General features: G+C 70.1%; 16 protein-coding genes. 9 read left to right on the top strand and 7 right to left on the bottom strand.

Annotated features, from left to right (window positions below):
* Positions 1-23: 23 nt before the first annotated feature.
* Positions 24-3,191 (bottom strand): isoleucine--tRNA ligase, encoded by a 3,168-nt coding sequence (ileS, locus tag G9272_RS12955; RefSeq protein WP_171396722.1) that lies wholly within the window; start codon positions 3,189-3,191, stop codon positions 24-26.
* A gap of 602 nt (positions 3,192-3,793) precedes the next feature.
* Here ileS and G9272_RS12950 point away from each other — a divergent pair.
* The 6 genes from G9272_RS12950 to G9272_RS12925 all read left to right on the top strand — a co-directional run bounded on the left by G9272_RS12950 (position 3,794) and on the right by G9272_RS12925 (position 9,446).
* Positions 3,794-4,819 (top strand): TraR/DksA family transcriptional regulator, encoded by a 1,026-nt coding sequence (locus G9272_RS12950; RefSeq protein ID WP_171396721.1) that lies wholly within the window; start codon positions 3,794-3,796, stop codon positions 4,817-4,819.
* Positions 4,820-4,886: 67 nt separating this feature from the next.
* Positions 4,887-5,483, top strand: coding sequence for a signal peptidase II (gene lspA, locus G9272_RS12945; protein WP_171396720.1), 597 nt, complete (start codon positions 4,887-4,889; stop codon positions 5,481-5,483).
* Positions 5,484-5,545: 62 nt separating this feature from the next.
* Positions 5,546-6,490, top strand: coding sequence for an RluA family pseudouridine synthase (locus tag G9272_RS12940; RefSeq protein ID WP_020129920.1), 945 nt, complete (start codon positions 5,546-5,548; stop codon positions 6,488-6,490).
* Positions 6,487-6,960 (top strand): GNAT family N-acetyltransferase, encoded by a 474-nt coding sequence (locus G9272_RS12935; RefSeq protein WP_171396719.1) that lies wholly within the window; start codon positions 6,487-6,489, stop codon positions 6,958-6,960. Before G9272_RS12940 ends, G9272_RS12935 begins: the two co-directional genes overlap by 4 nt.
* Positions 6,961-7,026: 66 nt before the next feature.
* The gene (locus G9272_RS12930) at positions 7,027-8,613 is read left to right on the top strand and encodes a Na+/H+ antiporter (protein ID WP_171396718.1); all 1,587 of its coding nucleotides are present in this window, start codon (positions 7,027-7,029) and stop codon (positions 8,611-8,613) included.
* A gap of 92 nt (positions 8,614-8,705) precedes the next feature.
* Positions 8,706-9,446 carry an SDR family NAD(P)-dependent oxidoreductase gene (locus tag G9272_RS12925; protein WP_171396717.1) on the top strand — a complete coding sequence of 247 codons (741 nt, stop codon included), beginning with the start codon at positions 8,706-8,708 and terminating at the stop codon, positions 9,444-9,446.
* Positions 9,447-9,449: 3 nt separating this feature from the next.
* Here the strand turns inward: G9272_RS12925 and G9272_RS12920 are convergent, their stop codons facing one another.
* A complete protein-coding gene (locus G9272_RS12920; protein WP_171396716.1) occupies positions 9,450-10,562 on the bottom strand; it encodes a mechanosensitive ion channel family protein in 1,113 nt (370 codons plus the stop codon).
* Positions 10,563-10,660: 98 nt separating this feature from the next.
* On the opposite strand from G9272_RS12920, the gene G9272_RS12915 reads away from it, so the two are divergent.
* Positions 10,661-11,230, top strand: coding sequence for a dienelactone hydrolase family protein (locus G9272_RS12915; RefSeq protein WP_171396715.1), 570 nt, complete (start codon positions 10,661-10,663; stop codon positions 11,228-11,230).
* A gap of 39 nt (positions 11,231-11,269) precedes the next feature.
* Here the strand turns inward: G9272_RS12915 and G9272_RS12910 are convergent, their stop codons facing one another.
* The 4 genes from G9272_RS12910 to G9272_RS12895 all read right to left on the bottom strand — a co-directional run bounded on the left by G9272_RS12910 (position 11,270) and on the right by G9272_RS12895 (position 16,053).
* Positions 11,270-12,949 (bottom strand): alkaline phosphatase D family protein, encoded by a 1,680-nt coding sequence (locus tag G9272_RS12910; RefSeq protein ID WP_171396714.1) that lies wholly within the window; start codon positions 12,947-12,949, stop codon positions 11,270-11,272.
* Positions 12,950-13,041: 92 nt separating this feature from the next.
* Positions 13,042-13,857 (bottom strand): DsbA family protein, encoded by an 816-nt coding sequence (locus G9272_RS12905; RefSeq protein ID WP_171396713.1) that lies wholly within the window; start codon positions 13,855-13,857, stop codon positions 13,042-13,044.
* A 109-nt stretch (positions 13,858-13,966) separates the two neighbouring features.
* Entirely contained in the window at positions 13,967-14,659 is a 693-nt protein-coding gene (locus G9272_RS12900) for a hypothetical protein (RefSeq protein WP_171396712.1), read from the bottom strand.
* A gap of 68 nt (positions 14,660-14,727) precedes the next feature.
* Positions 14,728-16,053, bottom strand: a complete 1,326-nt coding sequence (locus G9272_RS12895; protein ID WP_171396711.1) for a DUF2252 domain-containing protein — start codon at positions 16,051-16,053, stop codon at positions 14,728-14,730.
* Positions 16,054-16,268: 215 nt separating this feature from the next.
* Between G9272_RS12895 and dnaE the strand changes: the two genes are divergently transcribed.
* The gene (dnaE, locus tag G9272_RS12890; protein WP_171396710.1) at positions 16,269-19,808 is read left to right on the top strand and encodes a DNA polymerase III subunit alpha; all 3,540 of its coding nucleotides are present in this window, start codon (positions 16,269-16,271) and stop codon (positions 19,806-19,808) included.
* A 117-nt stretch (positions 19,809-19,925) separates the two neighbouring features.
* Here the strand turns inward: dnaE and G9272_RS12885 are convergent, their stop codons facing one another.
* Entirely contained in the window at positions 19,926-20,090 is a 165-nt protein-coding gene (locus G9272_RS12885; RefSeq protein WP_020129908.1) for a hypothetical protein, read from the bottom strand.
* A 223-nt stretch (positions 20,091-20,313) separates the two neighbouring features.
* Here G9272_RS12885 and G9272_RS12880 point away from each other — a divergent pair, with 223 nt between their 5' ends.
* Positions 20,314-21,537 carry an NYN domain-containing protein gene (locus tag G9272_RS12880; RefSeq protein ID WP_171396709.1) on the top strand — a complete coding sequence of 408 codons (1,224 nt, stop codon included), beginning with the start codon at positions 20,314-20,316 and terminating at the stop codon, positions 21,535-21,537.
* The last annotated feature ends 3 nt before the right edge of the window (positions 21,538-21,540 follow it).

Below are 21,540 nucleotides of genomic sequence, written 5' to 3'. Positions count from 1 at the left end.
AACCGGGCCCTCTCGGATATGCCTTACGCCTTGCGCAGGCGGAACGTCAGCGTCAGGCCGTCGTCCGTGAACGGGGCGCCGTACGTGTCGTCCGCCTCACCCTGGGCGAAGTCCGTGGCGAGGACCTCGTCGGCGATGAGGCCGGCGTGCCCGGACAGGGCGTCGGCGGTCGCCGGGTCGGTCGCGGTCCAGCGCAGCGCGATGCGGTCGGCGACGTCGAGGCCGCTGTTCTTGCGGGCCTCCTGGATCAGCCGGATCGCGTCCCGGGCCAGGCCCGCGCGGCGCAGCTCCTCGGTGATCTCCAGGTCGAGGGCGACCGTCGCACCGGAGTCGGAGGCGACCGACCAGCCCTCGCGCGGGGTCTCCGTGATGATGACCTCGTCGGGGGCCAGGGTGATCGTCTCGCCGTCGACCTCCACCGAGGCCGTGCCCTCGCGCAGGGCGAGGGAGAGCGCGGCCGCGTCGGCGTTCGCGACGGCCTTGGCCACGTCCTGGACGCGCTTGCCGAACCGCTTGCCGAGGGCGCGGAAGTTGGCCTTGGCGGTCGTGTCGACCAGGCTGCCGCCTACCTCGGAGAGGGACGCCAGCGACTCGACGTTGAGCTCCTCCGTGATCTGCCCGTGCAGCTCGCGGTCGAGGGCGTCGAAGCCGCTCGCGGCGATCAGGGCGCGCTTCAGGGGCTGGCGGGTCTTCACGCCCGACTCCGCGCGCGTGGCGCGGCCCAGCTCCACCAGGCGGCGGACCAGGACCATCTGCTTCGACAGCTCCGGGTCGATCGCGGAGAGGTCGGCCTCCGGCCAGGCGGCCAGGTGGACGGAGTCCGGGGCGCCCGGGGTGACCGGCACCACGAGGTCCTGCCAGACCCGCTCGGTGATGAACGGCGTCAGCGGGGCCATCAGCTTGGTGACCGTCTCCACGACCTCGTGCAGGGTGCGCAGCGCGGCCTTGTCGCCCTGCCAGAAGCGGCGACGGGAGCGGCGGACGTACCAGTTGGACAGGTCGTCGACGAACGCGGAGAGCAGCTTGCCGGCACGCTGGGTGTCGTACGCCTCCAGAGCCTGCGTCACCTGGTCGGTGAGCGCGTGGAGTTCGGAGAGCAGCCAGCGGTCCAGGACCGGGCGGTCGGCCGGGGCCGGGTCGGCCTCGCTCGGCGCCCAGCCCGACGTACGGGCGTACAGGGCCTGGAAGGCGACCGTGTTCCAGTACGTCAGGAGCGTCTTGCGGACGACCTCCTGGATGGTGTTGTGGCCCACGCGGCGGGCCGCCCACGGGGAGCCGCCGGCCGCCATGAACCAGCGGACCGCGTCGGCGCCGTGCTGGTCCATCAGCGGGATCGGCTGAAGGATGTTGCCCAGGTGCTTGGACATCTTGCGGCCGTCCTCGGCGAGGATGTGGCCCAGGCAGACGACGTTCTCGTACGACGACTTGTCGAAGACCAGCGTGCCGACGGCCATCAGCGTGTAGAACCAGCCGCGGGTCTGGTCGATGGCCTCGCTGATGAACTGCGCCGGGTAGCGGGACTCGAAGAGGTCCTTGTTCTTGTACGGGTAGCCCCACTGCGCGAACGGCATCGAACCCGAGTCGTACCAGGCGTCGATGACCTCCGGCACGCGCGTGGCCGTTCGCCCGCAGTCGTCGTGGGGGCAGGCGAAGGTGACCGCGTCGATGTACGGGCGGTGCGGGTCCAGCTCGGACTGGTCGGTGCCGGTCAGCTCGGTGAGCTCCGCGCGGGAGCCGGCGACGGTGAGGTGGTCGTCCTCGCAGCGCCAGATCGGCAGCGGGGTGCCCCAGTAGCGGTTGCGGGAGAGCGCCCAGTCGATGTTGTTGTTCAGCCAGTCGCCGTACCGGCCGTGCTTGACCGTGTCCGGGAACCAGTTGGTCTTCTCGTTCTCCTGGATGAGGCGGTCCTTGACGGCCGTCGTGCGGATGTACCAGGACGGCTGCGCGTAGTAGAGGAGCGCGGTGTGGCAGCGCCAGCAGTGCGGGTAGCTGTGCTCGTACGGAATGTGCTTGAAGAGGAGGCCGCGCTGCTGGAGGTCCTCGGTGAGCTTTTCGTCCGCCTTCTTGAAGAAGACGCCGCCGACCATCGGGACGGACTCCTCGAAGGTGCCGTCCGGGCGCACCGGGTTGACGACGGGCAGGCCGTAGGAGCGGCAGACCTTGAGGTCGTCCTCACCGAAGGCGGGGGACTGGTGGACCAGACCGGTGCCGTCCTCGGTGGTGACGTACTCGGCGTTCACCACGTAGTGGGCGGGCTCCGGGAACTCCACCAGCTCGAACGGACGTTGATAGGTCCAGCGCTCCATTTCGGCGCCGGTGAAGGTCTGGCCGGTGGTCTCCCAGCCCTCGCCGAGCGCCTTGGCGACCAGCGGCTCGGCGACGACGAGCTTCTCCTCGCCGTTGGTCGCCACGACGTAGGGGACCTCGGGGTGCGCGGCCACGGCCGTGTTGGAGACCAGGGTCCAGGGCGTCGTCGTCCAGACCAGGAGGGCGGCTTCGCCGGCGAGCGGACCGGAGGTGAGTGGGAAACGGACGTACACGGACGGGTCGACGACCGTCTCGTAGCCCTGGGCCAGCTCGTGGTCGGACAGACCCGTGCCGCAGCGGGGACACCAGGGGGCGACGCGGTGGTCCTGGACCAGCAGGCCCTTGTTGAAGATCTCCTTCAGCGACCACCAGACCGACTCGATGTACTCGGGGTCCATCGTGACGTAGGCGTCGTCGAGGTCGACCCAGTAGCCCATGCGGGTCGTCAGCTCGGAGAACGCGTCGGTGTGGCGGAGCACGGACTCGCGGCACTTGTCGTTGAAGGCGGCGATGCCGTACGCCTCGATGTCCTGCTTGCCGGAGAAGCCGAGCTCCTTCTCGACCGCCAGCTCCACCGGGAGGCCGTGGCAGTCCCAGCCGGCCTTGCGGGCCACGTGGTAGCCACGCATGGTGCGGAAGCGGGGGAAGACGTCCTTGAAGACGCGCGCCTCGATGTGGTGGGCGCCCGGCATGCCGTTGGCGGTGGGCGGGCCCTCGTAGAACACCCATTCGGGGCGGCCCTCGGACTGCTCCAGGCTCTTGGCGAAGATCTTCTGCTCGCGCCAGAAGTCGAGCACCGCGTGCTCGAGGGCGGGCAGGTCGACCTGGGCGGGCACCTGGCGATACTGCGGCTGCGTATTCAACGAGCTTCCTCCGGCGGACATACTGCCTTCCGTCGGAGGGACGAGAGCCGACTTGCCTGTCTACGCCATGTGCGGCGCGCTCCCGCGGTACCACCCTCCTTGGCCCTCCGGTGCGCTCTACGCGCCGGTGAGCCCCCTCATTGGGGTCGCGATGCCGGTTCTACTGACCCTTGCCTGTCGGCTGCGGCTTTCCTCCGGCGGCTCCGGGGTGATCTTCACGTCGCGCTCGCCCCCGGGCTTCCACCGACCCCGGGTCGCTCTGGGCTGCGTACGCCGCTACTCGTCCCCATCCACACTTTTCGCTCCGCTCAGTGTACGGCTCCCCGGCGACAGCGGCCGACGGGTTTTCGGGGGCGCGGGGCCCGGCCGATGACTCGGTCCGAAATAACCCGAATGGTGGCTTTGTGGGATGGTGTGGGCGTTCAGATTCCGGGATGCCCGGCTCGGCGGATTACCCGGCATGGAGCTGGGCACAACGGATGCAGGCTTGCCGCGTGGCGTGCGCGTGGCGTGCGCGAGGCGGGCGAATCGGGCGGTGCGCCCCGTTGCCGCGGGCTCCAAGTCGATTTATCGTCCCAGCACGATTCGCGTGCAAGATCACAATATGTGAAGGGGCCGCGGCCATGGTGGCGAAGAAGACCGCCGTACAGCAGTCGGCGTCCGGCAGCTCCACGAGTGCCTCCGGTGCCTCAGGTGCCTCTGCCTCCGGCGGCGCGGCCAAGGACGCCAAGGCCGTGAAGACGGTGCGGTCCGCTGCGGCCGGGGCACCGAGGAAGGTTGCGGCCAAGAAGTCGGCCGCCGCGAAGAAGGGCGCCGCGAAGAGCACGGTGAAGAAGGCGGCCACGGAGGCGGCGGTGGCCACGAAGGCGGTTGCCAAGAAGACAGCCGCCAAGAAGGCAGTCGTCAAGAAGGCGGCCCCGGCGGAGGCGACGAGCGCGAAGAAGGCGGCCCCGGCGGAGGCGACGAGCGCGAAGAAGGCGGCCCCGGCGGAGGCGACGAGCGCGAAGAAGGCGGCTGCCAAGAAGGCGGGTGCCAAGAAGGTCACCGCCGAGGAGGCGGTGGCCGAGAAGATCGCCGCCGCCGAAGGCGTGACCGGGACGAGTGCGGGCAGGAAGAGCACGGCCAAGAAGGTGGGCGCGGCCTCGGCCGCGGAGCAGACGGGAGCCACGACTGTGGTTGCGAAGAAGACTCCGGGTACGGCCACGGCGGCGAAGACCGCTGTTCCCAAGGCACGCCTCGCGGCGGTGGAGCCAGGCGAGCTCGCGGTGCGCCCCGGCGAGGAGCCGTGGACGCCGGAGGAGGTCGAGGAGGCCCGTGCGGAGCTCCAGTCCGAGCAGGGGCGGCTGCGGGCGGAGCTCGCCTCGTCCGAGGCGGCCCTGACGGGGCTGATGCGGGACTCGGGGGACGGCGCGGGCGACGACCAGGCGGACACCGGGACGAAGAACATCACGCGTGAACACGAACTGGCGCTGGCCGCCAACGCGCGCGAGATGCTGATCCAGACCGAGCACGCCCTGGAGCGGCTGGACGCCGGCACGTACGGCCTGTGCGAGAACTGTGGCCAGGCCATCGGCAAGGCCCGGATGCAGGCCTTCCCGAGGGCCACGCTGTGTGTCGAGTGCAAGCAGAAGCAGGAGCGCCGGTACTGATCACCTGGCGGTCGGGGGGTGTGCCGTACCCTCGTCCTCAGTCAGGTACCTAGGTTGAGGGACTCACGTGGCAGAGGCGGAGCGCGTCATCGGTACGCCGGACATCCCAGAGGCGGGATCCGAGCCGGAGCAGTCGTCCGGCCCGGACGGGCAGGAGAGCACCGAGGCGCGGCCCAGGGGCAAGCGCCGGATCGCCGTGCTCTTCACCGTCGCCACGTTCGCGTACGTGATCGACCTGGTGAGCAAGATGATCGTGGTCGCCAAGCTGGAGCACCAGGCGCCGATCGAGATCGTCGGGGACTGGCTGAAGTTCGAGGCCATCCGCAACGCGGGGGCGGCCTTCGGCTTCGGTGAGGCGTTCACCATCATTTTCACGGTGATCGCGACGGCCGTGATCGTGGTGATCGCCCGGCTCGCCCGCAAGCTCTACAGCCTGCCCTGGGCGATCGCCCTGGGGCTGCTGCTGGGCGGCGCGCTGGGCAACCTCACCGACCGGATCTTCCGCGCGCCGGGCGTCTTCGAGGGCGCGGTGGTGGACTTCATCGCCCCGAAGCACTTCGCGGTCTTCAACCTCGCGGACTCGGCGATCGTCTGCGGCGGCATCCTGATCGTGCTGCTGTCCTTCAAGGGCCTGGACCCGGACGGGACCGTCCACAAGGACTGACCGCCCGGCGGTTGTCCACAGGGCCGTACGGCGGTACCGGAGCCGTCCGGCATACTCGACGGGTGAGCACGATTCCCGAGACCCGTACCCTGCCCGTGCCGGACGGCCTGGAGGGCGAGCGCGTAGACGCCGCCATCTCCCGCATGTTCGGCTTCTCCCGTACGAAGGCCGCCGAGCTGGCTGCGGCGGGGAAGGTCACGGTCGACGGCTCGGTGGTCGGCAAATCCGAGCGGGTGATCGGCGGGGCCTGGCTGGAGGTCGAGATGCCGCAGGCACCGGCGCCGGTGCAGATCGTCGCCGAGCCGGTCGAAGGCATGGAGATCGTGCACGACGACGACGACGTGGTCGTGATCGTCAAGCCGGTCGGCGTGGCCGCGCACCCGTCGCCCGGCTGGAGCGGGACGACCGTCATCGGCGGGCTCGCCGCCGCCGGGTACCGCATCTCCACCTCCGGTGCCGCCGAGCGCCAGGGCATCGTGCACCGGCTGGACGTCGGCACCTCGGGGCTGATGGTGGTCGCCAAGTCGGAGCGGGCGTACACGTCGCTGAAGCGCCAGTTCAAGGAGCGCACGGTCGACAAGCGCTACCACACGCTCGTCCAGGGCCACCCCGACCCGACCAGCGGCACGATCGACGCGCCCATCGGCCGGCACCCGCACCACGACTACAAGTGGGCGGTCACGGCCGAGGGCAAGCCGTCCGTCACGCACTACGACCTGATCGAGGCCTTCCGCGCGGCCTCCCTGCTGGACGTGAAGCTGGAGACGGGCCGTACGCACCAGATCCGCGTCCACATGGCCGCCCACCGCCACCCCTGCGTCGGCGACCTGACGTACGGCGCCGACCCCACGCTGTCCAAGCGGCTGGGCCTGACCCGGCAGTGGCTGCACGCGGTGCGGCTGGGCTTCGAGCACCCCGGGGACGGGCAGTGGGCGGAGTTCGCCAGTGACTACCCCGAGGACCTGGCCAAGGCCCTGGAGCAGGTCCGCGAGGAGACCTACGGATGAGCGGCCCGCACGGGTACGCGGTGCGGGTCGCCGAGGACCCCGCCGACCTGGAGGCGTGCTTCGCGGTGCGCAAGGAGGTCTTCGTCGGCGAGCAGGGCGTGCCCGAGGACCTGGAGTACGACGCGCACGACGCGGGCGCCGTCCATGTGCTGGCGGTCCGGGAGGACGGGCTGCCGCTCGGCACCGGGCGGCTGCTGTACGGCGAGGCGGCCGCCGACAGGACCGGCGGCGACCCGTCGGTGGGCTCGCTGGGGCGGCTCGCCGTGACACGCGAGGCGCGTGGGCTGGGCGTCGGGGTCGCGCTGGTGCGGGCCATCGAGGAGGCGGCACGCGCGCGGGGACTCGCGGCGGTGGACCTGCACGCACAGACGCAGGCGCTGGGGTTCTACGAGCGGCTGGGGTACGTGGCGTACGGGCCGCAGGACATGGAGGCGGGGATTCCGCACCGGTCCATGCGGCGTTCTCTGTAGCGGACGGTGGTCGTGCGACGCTGGAGGTCTGGATGTTCTTGATCGTCTAGACCCGGAGCGCTGACCGTGGACCAACTGGCCCTGTTGTTCGTCCTGTTGCTCGGGGCCGTGGTGAGCGTCCCGGTCGGGGACCGGTTCGGGTTGCCGGCGCCGGTGCTCATGACCCTGCTCGGGATCGTCCTCGCCGTGCTCGACTTCGTGCCCAACGTGGACATCCCGCCGGACCTGATCCTGCCCCTCCTGCTGCCGCCCCTCCTGTACGCGGCGGTGCGGCGGACCTCGTGGCGGCAGTTCGCGTCGAACGTGCGGCCGATCTTCCTGCTGGCCGTGGCGCTGGTGTTCGTCACGACGGTGTGCGTGGCGGCCGTGGCCCACACGATCGTGCCGGGGCTGCCGATCGCCGCGGCCGTGGCGCTGGGCGCGCTGGTCGCGCCGCCCGATCCGGTGGCCGCCACCGCCGTGGCCGGACAGCTCGGCCTTCCCCGCCGGCTGGTGTCCATCCTGGAGGGCGAGGGGCTGTTCAACGATGTGACGGCCATCGTGCTCTACCACGTCGCGATCGCCGCGGCCGTGAGCGGCTCGTTCTCGCCGTGGCAGGCCGGACTCGACCTGGTGCTGTCCGCGGTGGTGGCGGTGGCGGTGGGCGTCGCGCTCGGCTGGGGCGCGAACAGGCTGCTGGACGTCCTCGGGGACACGACGTTGCAGATCGGACTGACGCTCCTGGTGCCGTACGCCTCGTACGTGCTGGCGGAGGAGTTCCACGGGTCGGGGGTGCTGGCCGTCCTGACCACGGCCATGTTCCTCGCCGAGTACGCCACGGACCCCGACGACGTGCTGACCCGGCTGGCCGGCCACACCTTCTGGGACATCATCGACACCCTCGTCACGGGCGTCGCGTTCGGGCTGATCGGCCTGGAGCTGCACAACGCGATCCGGACGGCGTCCGGGCGGTGGGGGGAGATGCTGGGCTGGGCCGGGGTGATCGTGGTCGTGGTAGTCGTCGTACGGCTGCTGTGGCTGCTGCCGGCGACCTGGCTGACGCAACGGCTGCACGCCAGACAGGACCACCTCGAGGACATTCCGACGAACTGGCGGGAGACCCTCGTCATGTGGTGGGCCGGGATGCGCGGGGTGGCCTCGGTGGCGCTGGCGCTGGCCGTGCCGCTGAAGACCGACGACGGCGGGCCCTTCCCCGACCGGGACGAGATCATCTTCATCGCGTTCGGCGTGATCATGGCGACGCTGGTCCTTCAGGGACTGACCCTGCCGTGGCTGGTGAAGCGCCTCGACGTGCAGGCGGACAGCGACCGCGAGAAGGAGTTCGAGAAGGAGCTCGCGGTGCGGGCCGCGAAGGCGGCTAAGCAGCGGCTGCGGGAGATCGAGGCCGAGGAGGACCTGCCGGAGGAGCTGTCCGAGCAGATGCTGCGGCGGGCCTTCGACATCGGGTTGCGGATCAGCCCCGACGTCGGGGAGGACGAACGGCGGGAGGGCCACGATCAGCGGGTGCGCAGGCTGAAGCGGGTGCGGCGGATCCAGGGGGAGATGCTGAGCGCGGCCCGGCACGAGGTGGTCGCGGCGCGCAGCGAGCCGGGCGCCGATCCCGAGATCGTGGACCGCGTGCTGCGGCATCTGGACGTGCGCAGCCTCCGCTGAGGTGACCGGGCCCGCCTTCCGCAGTCACCCGGTTCATGGCAGTCGCGTAAACCGCCATGACCCCTGTCGGCACTCCTCGTTACGCTCGGGCCATGGCACGCAATGTGGTGATCAGTGGAGGCGGAACAGGAATCGGGCTCGCCGCGGCGCAGGTCTTCGCCGCGGACGGGGATCGGGTGCTGCTGCTCGGGCGGCGGGCGGAGGTGCTCGAGAAGGCCGGGGTGGCCGGGGCGCTCACCTACGCCGCGGATCTGAGCGAGCCGGAGCAGGTGCGGGAAGTCGCCCGGTTCGTCGAGGCGGAGTTCGGGACCGTGGACGTGCTGGTCCACAGCGCCGGGGGCGCCGGACATCTGGAGCCGCCGAGCGACAGTGAGGATCCGCTGGACCGTGTCGCGCACAACTGGACCGTCAACTTCCGCAGCAACACCCTCAGCGCCGCCCTGCTCACCGAGGCCCTGAAGGACCGGCTCGCCTCGCCGGGCGGGCGGGTGCTGTTCGTCAGCTCGATCGCCGCCTACCGGGGGTCCGGCAGCGGGGCCTACGGCGGCGCCAAGGCCGCGCTGCACCCGTACGCCCGTGATCTCGCCCGGGAGCTGGGGCCCCGGGGCATCACCGCGAACCTCGTCGCCCCGGGGTATGTCGAGGACACCGGGTTCTTCGGGGACGCCATCGAGCCCGCGCGGCGCGAGCGGCTCGTCGGCGAGACCTTCACCGGGCGCGCCGGGACGCCCGGGGACATCGCCGCCACACTGCACTGGCTGGCATCCCCGGGCGCCGGTCACGTCACTTCGCAGGTCGTCCAGGTGAACGGGGGCGCGGAGCGCGGGAACTGACGGTCAGCGGCCCGTCCGCGGCGGCTCGTGGACGCGACGGGCCGCACCGTCGGGGGAGTGGGACTGGCCGGGCAGACGGCCCGGGGGCAGCGCCGCGTCCGCCGTGTTGACCCTCGGGAGCGCGTACGGGTGGTCCTTCGACAGCCAGCGGATCATCTCCTCGCGGACCTTCACCCGCACCGTCCAGATGTCGTCGGCGTCCTTCGCCGTGACCAGGGCCCGCACCTGCATGGTGTTGGGCGTGGTGTCGGTGACGTCGAGCCCGCAGGCACGGCCGTCCCAGGCCGGGCAGTCGCGCAGGATGTCGCGCAGCTTCTCGCGCATCGCCTCCACCGGCGCCGCGTGGTCGACGTGCCAGTAGACGATGCCGGTCATCTGCGGGGTGCCGCGCGACCAGTTCTCGAAGGGCTTCGAGGTGAAGTACGAGACCGGCATCGTGATCCGGCGCTCGTCCCAGGTCCGCACGGTCAGGAAGGTCAGGGTGATCTCCTCGACCGTGCCCCACTCGCCGTCCACCACGACCGTGTCGCCGATACGCACCATGTCGCCGAAGGCGATCTGGAAGCCGGCGAACATGTTGCTCAGCGTCGACTGGGCGGCCACACCGGCGACGATGCCGAGGATCCCGGCCGAGGCCAGCAGGGAGGCGCCCGCCGCGCGCATGGCGGGGAACGTCAGCAGCATCGAGGCCGCCGCGACCACCCCGACGACGGCCGCCACCACCCGCATGATCAGCGACACCTGGGTCCGCACCCGCCGGACCCGGGCCGGATCGCGGTGCACGCGCGCGTAGCGCGAGTACGACGTCTCGACGATCGCCGCCGCGATCCTGATCACCAGCCAGGCCGCCGAGCCGATCAGCACCAGGGTGAGGAACTGGCCGATGCCGGTCCGATGGTCCTCCAGCAACTGCGCGGCGTCGTACGACCCTCTCAGCATCGCCGCGCACAGCACGAGCTGATAGGGGATGCGGCCACGGCGCAGCAGACCCCACAGCGGGGTCTCGGGGTGCCGTAGGTCGGCCTTGGACAGCAGGCGGTCGGTGGCCCAGCCGATGAGGACTGTCAGCACGACCGAGCCGCCGACCACGATCACGGGGCGGAGCAGGTTCTCCATGCCTTCGAACGTAACCGGGTCGGAGGGGTCCTGAACATGCGGTTTCTGTGAGGAGGCGCACGCACGGTGTTGTCAGTGCAGGCTGGCACCATGGGCACATGAACATCATGCTCTTTCACTCGACCTATGGTCCGCGGCCCGCGGTGCGCGCCGCGGCGGACCGGCTGCGCGCCGCCGGGCACGAGGTGTGGACGCCGGACCTCTTCGAGGGACGCACGTTCGACACGGTCGAGGAGGGCATGGCGTACAACGAGGAGATCGGCAAGGACGAGCTGCTGAAGAGAGCCGTCCTGGCCGCCGCGCCCTACTCGGAGCGCGGGCTGGTGTACGCCGGGTTCTCGCTCGGCGCGTCGATCGCGCAGACCCTCGCCCTCGGCGACGCCAGGGCGCGTGGCCTGCTCCTCCTGCACGGCACCTCGGACCTCGCGCCGAACGTCTCGGTGGACGACCTTCCGGTGCAGCTGCATGTCGCGGAGCCGGACCAGTTCGAGACCGACGACTGGCTGAGCGCCTGGTATCTCCAGATGGGCAGAGCGGGCGCCGACGTGGAGGTCTACCGGTACGCGGGAGCCGGTCACCTCTACACCGACCCCGACCTGCCCGACTACGACGAGGAGGCGGCCGAGGCCACCTGGAGGGTGGCACTCGGCTTCCTCGAGACGCTCTAGGCGGGACGGGACCCGGACCTGGACGACCCGGACCTGGACCTAGACCGGGTCGTAGGTCCGTTCCACCTTCTGTGTGCCGCTGCGCGTGCGGTACGAGCGGGACCAGGCGGAGGTCGCGGTGGTGCTGGTGCGGTCGGACAGCACGTAGTAGTCCATCTGCGCGCGCTCGGCGGTGATGTCCAGGACGCCGTAGCCGTGCCGGTCGGTGTCGACGAAGTGGACGTGCCGGTTCGCGGCCCGGATGATCGGGGAGGCGATCGCGGTGAGCGTGCCCTCCGGGACCTTCACGATGTCGTCGAGGTTGTCGGAGGTCACCGAGGTGACCACGAACTCCGTGGCGGCCGAGGCCGACAGCGGGTACGTCCCGGCGTCCACCGGCACGTCGTTGGCCCACGCCATGTGGATGTCACCGGTCAGGAAGACGGTGTTGCGGATGGCGTTGGAGCGCAGGTGGGCGAGGAGTTCACGGCGGTCGTCGGTGTAGCCGTCCCACTGGTCGGTGTTGAGGGCGATGCCCTCCTGGGGCAGGCCGAGCAGCTTGGCCAGCGGCTTGAACAGGTCCGCGGAGAGCGAGCCGATGGCGAACGGCGAGATCATCACCGAGTTGCCGACCAGCCGCCAGGTGGTGTCGGACGCCTTCAGCCCGGCCTTCAGCCAGTCGAGCTGGGCGCGGCCGGTGAGCGTGCGGTCCGGGTCGTCGACGGTGCCGTTGCCGACGGCGGCCTGCTGCGAGCGGAAGGACCGCAGGTCCAGCAGGGACAGATCGGCGAGCTTGCCGAAGCGCAGCCGACGGTAGGTTGTGCCGGCGATGGCCGGCCGGACCGGCATCCACTCGAAGTAGGCCTGCTTGGCGGCCGCCTGACGGGCCGACCAGGCGCCCTCGGCGCCCTCGGTGTGGTTCTCGGCGCCACCCGACCAGGTGTCGTTGGCGAACTCGTGGTCGTCCCAGATCGCGACGACCGGCGCCTTCGCGTGCAGGGCCTGGAGGTCCGGGTCCGTCTTGTACTTGCCGTGCCGGGTGCGGTAGTCGGCGAGGGTGAGGATCTCGTGCGTGGGCGCCGTCTGCCGTACGACGGTCCCGCGCGTGCCGTACTCGCCGGTGCCGTACTCGTAGATGTAGTCGCCGAGGTGCAGCCAGGCGTCCAGGTCGCCCCGGGCCGCGAGGTGACGGTACGAGGAGAAGTAGCCGGCCTCCCAGTTGGCGCAGGAGACCACGCCGAAGCGCAGGCCCGGCACGGCGGCGTCCGCCGCAGGCGCGGTGCGGGTGCGCGCCACCGGGGAGTCCGTGCCGCCGGCCGAGAAGCGGAACCAGTAGTCGGTGGCGGGCGCGAGACCGCGGATGTCGGCCTTGACGGTGTGGTCGGTCGCGGCGGAGGCGGTGGTGGAGCCCTTGGCGACCACGTTCGTCAGTGCCTTGTCCGTGGCGACGACCCAGCTCACGGCGGTGTCCGGACCGAGCCCGGAGCCGGGTATCGCCTCGGCGGTGGGCGTCACCCGGGTCCACAGCAGGACGCCGTCGGGCAGCGGGTCGCCGGAGGCGAGGCCGTGCAGGAAGACGGGGGCCTCGGCGGCACGGGCCGGCAGGGCGGCGGCGAGCGGGCCGGCCAGTACGGCGGTGGCGGCCACGGCCTTGAGCGCCGTACGGCGGCGCGGCGACAGCGAGTTGGGGCGCTCTGACGAGGTGTCGGCGCTCTCGGAGGATCTGTATCGACTGGTCACGGACGATCAGATTACTGACCAGTACGACAAAAGAGCGGGCGAACTCCCAAAAGTTCGCCCGCTCTTCCTCGGAGTGTCGGATCAGAAGCCGGTCAGCCCTTGAGAGCCGCGTCGATCGCCGTGGTGAAGTCGGCGACCGTCATCGGGGCGTTGCCCTGCCCGTCGGAGCCGGTCAGCGTCTTGCCGTCCATCTTCAGGGTCGGGGTACCCGAGACGCCGCTCTTGTCGAACGTCTTGGACATCTCCAGCGCCCACCGGTCGTAGGTGCCGTTCTTCACGGCGCTCTGGAACTTGGCGTTGCCCTTCAGCGCCGAGACCGTGTCCGCCACCTTGATCAGGTAGGAGTCGTCCTTGAACTTGTCCTCGGTCTCCTCGGGGTGGTACTTCGCCGAGTACATCGCGGTCTTGTACTCGAGGAACGCCTCGGGGCTGACGTTGAGCGCGGCGCCCAGAGCGCTGAGCGCGTTCTTGGAACCCTCGCCGGTCAGGCTGCGGTCGAGGAAGGTCGCGCCGACGTACTCGATCTTGAACTTGCCGGCGTCGTAGTCGCTCTTCACCGTCGCGCCGACGGTCTGCTCGAACTGGGCGCAGACCGGGCAGCGCGGGTCCTCGTACATCACGAGCGTCTTCTTGGCGCTCGCCTTGCCCATGACGACCGTCGTGCCGTTCTTGCCGCTGGTGTTGGCCGGCGCGACCAGCTTGGCCTTCGCCGCGTCCTCCCAGTAGCCGGGCTTGTTGGCCTGGACGACGGCGTAACCTATGCCGCCGGCTATCGCGAGCACGCCGACGACCGAGCAGGCGACGATGATCTGCCGCCTGACCTTGGCCCGCTTGGCCTCGCGCTCACGCTCGACGCGCAGCCGCTCCCGGGCCGCCGTCTTCGCCTGCGCGCTGTTCCGCTTGCTCATGGTGTTCTCCAAAAGGGACGCGCACACGTCGTACGCGGAAGTTCGTGTGGGGACTGAGGGACTGAAGTGGTGCTCGGGTGGCCGGGCCTGCGCAGACGTGAGGGCCTGTTCAGACCGCGGCGAGCGAGCACGGCGGTCCACGCCGTCCCAAGGAGTGCACGAGAATCCGCTCGCGGACGGTGGTCGACCGGCGGGTGGGCCGCGGCAGGCGGCGGGCCGCCGGGGCGCGTCGTACGGTCACCGCGGCGACGGCCAGCAGCAGCGGCCGGAAGGTGGTCGCGGTCGCCGCCCGCAGCAGCTGGGCCAGCGCCCGCTCGCCCCGGCGCAGCCAGGCGGCCGCGATCAGGCCGACGCAGACGTGCGCGGCGAGCAGCAGCCACGCGGCGGCCGGGTCGGGGTGGGCGAGGAGCCCGCCCAGCTGGTCGGTGTCGGTGCCGGTGACCCGGGCCAGCGGGGTGCCGACGGGGGTACCGTCGCCGCACAGCACGTCCCAGCCGACCGAGGCCAGCGGGCCGGCGACCGGGCCGCCCGCACGGCCGTAGCAGACGTGCTGGCCGGTGGTGAAGACGGTGTCGGCCGCCAGCTCCAGTGGGATCAGCAGGGCGGCGATCCGCCCGAAGCCGCACTCGCGGCCGGCGAGGACGTACGCGAGGGCGAACACGGCGGCCGCGACGGCGGCCACCGTGTTGAGCGGCAGCGGGGCCCGGGACAGCAGCACGTGCGACGCGGTGCTGAGCGTCACGACGCATGCCGTGAACAGCGCCGCGCGTACGGCTCTGAGTCGGGTCCCGGATATGTCCATAGCGGAGGAGAGTGTGTCACGTGCTCCCGTAGGAGACCCCTAAAGGGTCCCTGTGAGAAGGCGGACCGTTAGAGACCTGGAATCCGGCCGTTGCGGAACAGGTCGACGAAGATCTGGTGGTCGGTACGCGCGCGTGCGCCGTACGTGTGCGCGAAGTCGACCAGGAGCGGCGCGAAGCCGTCCTCGTCGGCCGCGATCGCCGCGTCGATGGCCCGCTCGGTGGAGAAGGGCACCAGGGACTCGCCGGAGGTGTCGTCCGCCGCCGCGTGCATCGTGGCCGTGGCCCGGCCCAGGTCGGCGACGACGCCGGCGATCTCCTCCGGGTCGTCGATGTCGCCCCAGTCCAGGTCGACCGCGTACGGCGAGACCTCGGCGACCAGCTGCCCCGCGCCGCCCAGCTCGGTCCAGCCCAGCCACGGGTCGGCGTGCTGCTGGAGGGCGCGCTGGGAGATCACCGTGCGGTGGCCCTCGTGCTGGAAGTAGTCGCGGATCGCCGGGTCCGTGATGTGCCGGGAGACGGCCGGCGTCTGGGCCTGCTTGATGTAGATCACGACGTCGTTCTCCAGGGCGTCGCTGTGGCCCTCGAGGAGGATGTTGTACGACGGCAGACCGGCCGAGCCGATGCCGATGCCCCGGCGGCCGACGACGTCCTTCACGCGGTAGGAGTCCGGGCGGGCCAGGGAGGTCTCCGGCAGCGTCTCCAGGTAGCCGTCGAAGGCCGCGAGCACCTTGTAGCGGGTGGCGGCGTCCAGCTCGATGGAGCCGCCGCCGGGGGCGAAGCGGCGCTCGAAGTCACGGATCTCCGTCATCGAGTCCAGCAGCCCGAAGCGGGTCAGCGAGCGGGCGTCGCGCAGCGCGTCGAGCAGCGGGCCCTGCGCGGTGTCCAGGGTGAAGGGCGGCACCTCGTCGCTCTTGGCGCCGGTGGCCAGCGCGTGGATCCGCTCCCGGTACGCGCCCGCGTACACCTCCACCAGCTCGCTGATCTGATCGTCGCCGAGCGCCTTGGCGTACCCGATGAGGGCGATGGAGGCGGAGAGGCGCTTCAGGTCCCAGGTGAAGGGGCCGACATACGCCTCGTCGAAGTCGTTGACGTTGAAGATCAGCCGGCCTGTCGCGTCCATGTAGGTGCCGAAGTTCTCCGCGTGCAGGTCGCCGTGGATCCACACGCGCGAGGTGCGCTCGTCCAGGAACGGGCCGCCCCGCTTCTCGGCGTCGAGATCGTGGTAGAAGAGGCCCGCGGTACCCCGGTAGAACGCGAACGCCGAGGCCGCCATCTTCCGGAACTTCACCCGGAACGCGGCCGGGTCGGCGGCCAGGAGCTCGCCGAACGCGGTGTCGAAGACGGCGAGGATCTCCTCGCCGCGGTGCTCGTCGTTGAGCTGCTGAACCGACATCGCTGGGTGCCTCCTGGTGCATGACATGTACGACAGCGTTTCTGTCGCATCCAACGGGCGGGGCCGGACGAAAGTGCCCGCGGCCTCACCCGTGAAGGTACGTGGGGAACGAGCCCGGGTGTCAGTCGCGAGGCATAGACTTCGACGCTGTCCCCCGATCCGTCCGTAACCGGTGGGACACCCGTCGCCGTTTGTTTCCCTTGGAGGCCGCAGCCGTGTCAAAGCCGCCGTTCACGCACCTGCACGTCCACACCCAGTACTCGCTGCTGGACGGTGCCGCGCGGCTGAAGGACATGTTCGACGCGTGCAACGAGATGGGCATGACCCACATCGCCATGTCCGACCACGGCAACCTGCACGGGGCGTACGACTTCTTCCACACCGCGAAGAAGGCCGGAGTCACCCCGATCATCGGGATCGAGGCGTATGTCGCCCCCGAGTCGCGGCGCAACAAGCGCAAGATCCAGTGGGGCCAGCCGCACCAGAAGCGCGACGACGTCTCCGGTTCCGGTGGCTACACCCACAAGACGATCTGGGCGGCCAACGCGACGGGCCTGCACAACCTCTTCAAGCTCTCTTCGGACGCGTACGCCGAGGGCTGGCTCCAGAAGTGGCCCCGGATGGACAAGGAGACCATCTCCCAGTGGTCCGAGGGGCTGATCGCCTCCACCGGCTGCCCCTCCGGCGAGCTCCAGACCCGGCTGCGCCTCGGCCAGAAGGAGGAGGCGCTGAAGGCGGCGGCCGACTACCAGGACATCTTCGGCAAGGACCGGTACTTCCTGGAGCTGATGGACCACGGCATCGAGATCGAGAGCCGGGTCCGCGACGGCCTCCTGGAGATCGGCAAGAAGCTCGGCATCCCGCCGCTGGTCACCAACGACTCGCACTACACGTACGCGCACGAGGCGACCGCGCACGACGCGCTGCTGTGCATCCAGACCGGCAAGAACCTCTCCGACCCGGACCGTTTCCGCTTCGACGGCACCGGCTACTACCTGAAGTCCACGGACGAGATGTACGCCATCGACTCCTCGGACGCCTGGCAGGAGGGCTGCGCCAACACCCTCCTGGTGGCCGAGCAGATCGACACCACCGGCATGTTCGAGGCGAAGAACCTCATGCCGAAGTTCGACATCCCCGACGGCTTCACCGAGGTCACCTGGTTCAAGGAGGAGGTCCGCCGGGGGATGGACCGCCGCTTCCCGGGCGGCGTCCCCGACGACCGGCAGAAGCAGGTCGAGTACGAGATGGACGTCATCATCCAGATGGGGTTCCCGGGCTACTTCCTCGTCGTCGCCGACTTCATCATGTGGGCGAAGAACCAGGGCATCGCGGTCGGTCCGGGGCGTGGATCCGCGGCCGGCTCGATCGTCGCCTACGCGATGGGCATCACCGACCTCGACCCGATCCCGCACGGCCTGATCTTCGAGCGGTTCCTCAACCCCGAGCGCGTCTCCATGCCCGATGTCGACATCGACTTCGACGAGCGCAGGCGCGTCGAGGTGATCCGGTACGTGACGGAGAAGTACGGCGCCGACAAGGTCGCCATGATCGGCACCTACGGCAAGATCAAGGCGAAGAACGCCATCAAGGACTCCGCGCGCGTGCTGGGCTACCCGTACGCGATGGGCGACCGCCTCACCAAGGCCATGCCCGCCGACGTCCTGGGCAAGGGCATCGACCTCAACGGCATCACCGACCCCTCGCACCCGCGCTACAGCGAGGCGGGCGAGATCCGCGCGATGTACGAGAACGAACCGGACGTGAAGAAGGTCATCGACACCGCCAAGGGCGTCGAGGGCCTGGTCCGGCAGATGGGTGTGCACGCGGCCGGCGTGATCATGTCCAGCGAGCCCATCGTCGACCACGCCCCCATCTGGGTGCGGCACACGGACGGCGTGACCATCACCCAGTGGGACTACCCGCAGTGCGAGTCGCTCGGCCTGCTGAAGATGGACTTCCTCGGCCTGCGCAACCTGACGATCATGGACGACGCCGTCAAGATGGTGAAGTCCAACAAGGGCATCGACCTCGACCTGCTGGCCCTGCCGCTCGACGATCCGACGACCTTCGAACTGCTCCAGCGCGGTGAGACCCTCGGCGTCTTCCAGTTCGACGGCGGCCCCATGCGCTCGCTGCTGCGCCTGATGAAGCCCGACAACTTCGAAGACATCTCCGCCGTCTCCGCGCTCTACCGTCCCGGCCCGATGGGCATGGACTCGCACACCAACTACGCGCTCCGCAAGAACAAGCTCCAGGAGATCACCCCGATCCACAAGGAGCTCGAGGAGCCGCTCGAAGAGGTCCTGGCGGTCACCTACGGCCTGATCGTCTACCAGGAGCAGGTGCAGAAGGCCGCCCAGATCATCGCCGGGTACTCGCTGGGCGAGGCCGACATCCTGCGCCGCGTGATGGGCAAGAAGAAGCCCGACGAGCTGGCGAAGAACTTCACCATCTTCCAGGCCGGCGCCAAGAAGAACGGCTACAGCGACGAGGCGATCAAGGCCCTGTGGGACGTGCTGGTCCCCTTCGCCGGCTACGCCTTCAACAAGGCGCACTCCGCCGCGTACGGCCTGGTCTCGTACTGGACCGCCTACCTGAAGGCAAACCACCCCGCCGAGTACATGGCCGGACTGCTCACCTCGGTCAAGGACGACAAGGACAAGTCGGCCGTCTACCTCAACGAGTGCCGGCGCATGGGCATCAAGGTGCTCCCGCCGAACGTCAACGAGTCGGTGCACAACTTCGCCGCGCAGGGCGACGACGTGATCCTCTTCGGCCTCGAAGCCGTGCGCAACGTCGGTACGAACGTGGTGGAGTCGATCATCAGGAGCCGCAAGGCCAAGGGCAAGTACGGCTCGTTCCCCGACTACCTCGACAAGGTCGAGGCGGTCGCGTGCAACAAGCGCACCACGGAGTCGCTGATCAAGGCGGGCGCGTTCGACACCCTGGGGCACACCCGCAAGGGCCTCACCGCGCACTTCGAGCCGATGATCGACAACGTGGTCGCGGTCAAGCGCAAGGAGGCCGAGGGCCAGTTCGACCTCTTCGGCGGCATGGGCGAGGAGGAGACGAGCGAGCCCGGTTTCGGACTCGACGTCGAGTTCACGACCGACGAGTGGGAGAAGACGTATCTGCTCGCCCAGGAGCGGGAGATGCTCGGTCTGTACGTCTCCGACCACCCGCTCTTCGGCCTGGAGCACGTGCTGTCCGACAAGGCCGACGCGGGCATCGCCCAGCTCACCGGCGGTGAGCACGCGGACGGCGCGGTCGTCACCATCGGCGGCATCATCTCCGGCCTCCAGCGGAAGATGACCAAGCAGGGCAACGCCTGGGCGATCGCCACCGTCGAGGACCTCGCGGGTTCCATCGAGTGCATGTTCTTCCCGGCGACCTACCAGCTCGTCTCGACCCAACTCGTCGAGGACGCCGTCGTCTTCGTCAAGGGCCGCCTCGACAAGCGGGAGGACGTGCCGCGGCTCGTCGCCATGGAGCTCCAGGTCCCCGACCTGTCGAACGCGGGCACCAACGCCCCCGTGATCCTCACCATCCCGGCCACCCGGGTCACCCCGCCGATGATCAACCGCCTGGGGGAGATCCTCACGCACCACCGGGGTGACAGCGAGGTCCGGATCAGGCTCCAGGGCCCGACCAAGACGACCGTCCTGCGTCTGGACCGGCACCGGGTCAAGCCCGATCCCGCGCTGTTCGGTGATCTGAAGGTGCTGCTCGGCCCCTCCTGCCTGGCCGGCTGAGCGCGGCGGAAAGCGGGAGACGACGGGGGAAGACGGGGAAGACACGTACGAGGGGCGCATCCGGTACCGGATGCGCCCCTCGGTGCGTCCGAGCCGCAACGGCCCGTCGCCCGGATGTCAGTTGTGGCCGAAGCGCTTCTGCCTGCCCTTGCGGGCGACATCGGCCGGCGTCACCTGTGCGATGCGCTGCTCGGCCTGCGACTCCATCGAGGACTGCTGGGCCGCCTGCTGACCACGCTCGGACTGCGGCTGTTTACGCTCCTGCTTCTTGTTCTTGGCCATGGTGATCTGCCTCCTGGGGGGATCTGGGGGCCATCGACGGGACCAGACTCACATAGGCTGACTTACAACGCATTTCGGATAATTACCGTCTGTAACAGGGGTTGTCGGAGCGCAAGCCCCCGAAACGCCACGCCGAAGATCGAGTTCCGGCCGTTAACCTCCGCGTGGTCGGGCAGACTCGAAGAAAGCCCGATGCAAACCTCCCGGAAAGAGGGTGAGTCGTGTGGACCGCTGCATCGTCCTGGTGGACGCCGGGTATCTGCTGGGGGCCGCCGCCAGCCTCCTCGCCGGAGAGCCCTCGCGATCGAAAATCACCGTCGACCACGCCGCCCTCGTCCAGGGCCTGCGCGAACAGGCCGAGTCCGAGACCGAGCGGCCGCTGCTGCGCATCTACTGGTTCGACGGCGCCCCGGACCGCGTCCCCCAGCCCGAACACCGCAGACTGCGTGTGATGCCACGGGTGACCGTCCGGCTGGGCGCACTGACCCGCAGTGACGGCCGCTGGGCCCAGAAGGGCGTCGACGCCGCCATGCACGCCGAGCTCACCGAGCTGGCCCGCAACCGCGCCTGCTCCGACGTCGTCCTCGTCACCGGCGACGGCGATCTGCTGCCCGGCATGATGGCCGCCAAGGAGCACGGCGTCGCCGTCCACCTGTGGGCCGTCCAGGCCGCCGACGGCGACTACAACCAGTCCGAGGACCTGGTCGCCGAGGCCGACGAACGGCGCGTCCTGGACCGCACCTGGATCACCAAGGCCGTACGCGCGAAGGAGGTCGGCGGGACCTGCGCGTCGCCGCCCGCGCCCCGGCCCGAGATCGCCGCGATCCTCTCCGCGCCGCTGCCCGACTCCGGCCTCGCCCGCCCCGCCGAGCGGACCGCCGAGGAGACCGAGCACGCCTCCGCGGCCGGCGCCTCCGAGAACGGCGCCGAGGAGCGCGTTCCCGCACCCAAGGGGGGCGTGCCGACTCCCAAGGACCTGGCCGCCCTGCGCGCACCCGGCGCCCAGGCCGTCCAGCACCCCACCACCGCGACTCTGCGCTGGTCCTCCGACAAGGGCTGGGTCGACCGCCCCGGGATCGCCGCCGAACCCTCCGAGGTCGCCGCGATGCCGACGCTCGCGCAGCTCACCACGGCGGAGCAGCGGTGGGCCGACCGCGAGGAGGACATCACCACCGTCGGCGGCGACCCGTACGAGGTGGGGCAGGTCTTCGCGCGCCGGTGGATGGGGCGCCTCGGCGAGCAGGGCCAGCTCCAGAACCTGTCGGGCATGTACCCGCGGATCCCGCACCGCATCGACGGCGAGCTGCTGAGGTACGCGGCCCGCTTCGGACTGCTCGCGCACAAGGACGACCAGATCGACGAACACGACCGGTACGCCATCCGGGCGGGATTCTGGCGGGAGATCGACGTACGGACGGCCGCCGAGCACGCTCCGGCCGGGGACTGAACC

Origin of the sequence: Streptomyces asoensis (assembly GCF_013085465.1) — a bacterium.
GTDB lineage: Bacteria > Actinomycetota > Actinomycetes > Streptomycetales > Streptomycetaceae > Streptomyces > Streptomyces cacaoi_A.
The sequence above is the reverse complement of the archived record's forward strand: the minus strand, read 5'-3'. Positions and strand labels throughout refer to the sequence as shown.

What these genes read in the sequence shown, in the direction of transcription:
- ileS (WP_171396722.1), bottom strand. Translation starts at nt 3,191, where the DNA reads ATGTCCGCCGGAGGAAGCTCGTTGAATACGCAGCCGCAGTATCGCCAG.
- G9272_RS12950 (WP_171396721.1), top strand. Translation starts at nt 3,794, where the DNA reads ATGGTGGCGAAGAAGACCGCCGTACAGCAGTCGGCGTCCGGCAGCTCC.
- G9272_RS12935 (WP_171396719.1), top strand. Translation starts at nt 6,487, where the DNA reads ATGAGCGGCCCGCACGGGTACGCGGTGCGGGTCGCCGAGGACCCCGCC.
- G9272_RS12925 (WP_171396717.1), top strand. Translation starts at nt 8,706, where the DNA reads ATGGCACGCAATGTGGTGATCAGTGGAGGCGGAACAGGAATCGGGCTC.
- G9272_RS12920 (WP_171396716.1), bottom strand. Translation starts at nt 10,562, where the DNA reads ATGGAGAACCTGCTCCGCCCCGTGATCGTGGTCGGCGGCTCGGTCGTG.
- G9272_RS12915 (WP_171396715.1), top strand. Translation starts at nt 10,661, where the DNA reads ATGAACATCATGCTCTTTCACTCGACCTATGGTCCGCGGCCCGCGGTG.
- G9272_RS12905 (WP_171396713.1), bottom strand. Translation starts at nt 13,857, where the DNA reads ATGAGCAAGCGGAACAGCGCGCAGGCGAAGACGGCGGCCCGGGAGCGG.
- G9272_RS12900 (WP_171396712.1), bottom strand. Translation starts at nt 14,659, where the DNA reads ATGGACATATCCGGGACCCGACTCAGAGCCGTACGCGCGGCGCTGTTC.
- G9272_RS12895 (WP_171396711.1), bottom strand. Translation starts at nt 16,053, where the DNA reads ATGTCGGTTCAGCAGCTCAACGACGAGCACCGCGGCGAGGAGATCCTC.
- G9272_RS12885 (WP_020129908.1), bottom strand. Translation starts at nt 20,090, where the DNA reads ATGGCCAAGAACAAGAAGCAGGAGCGTAAACAGCCGCAGTCCGAGCGT.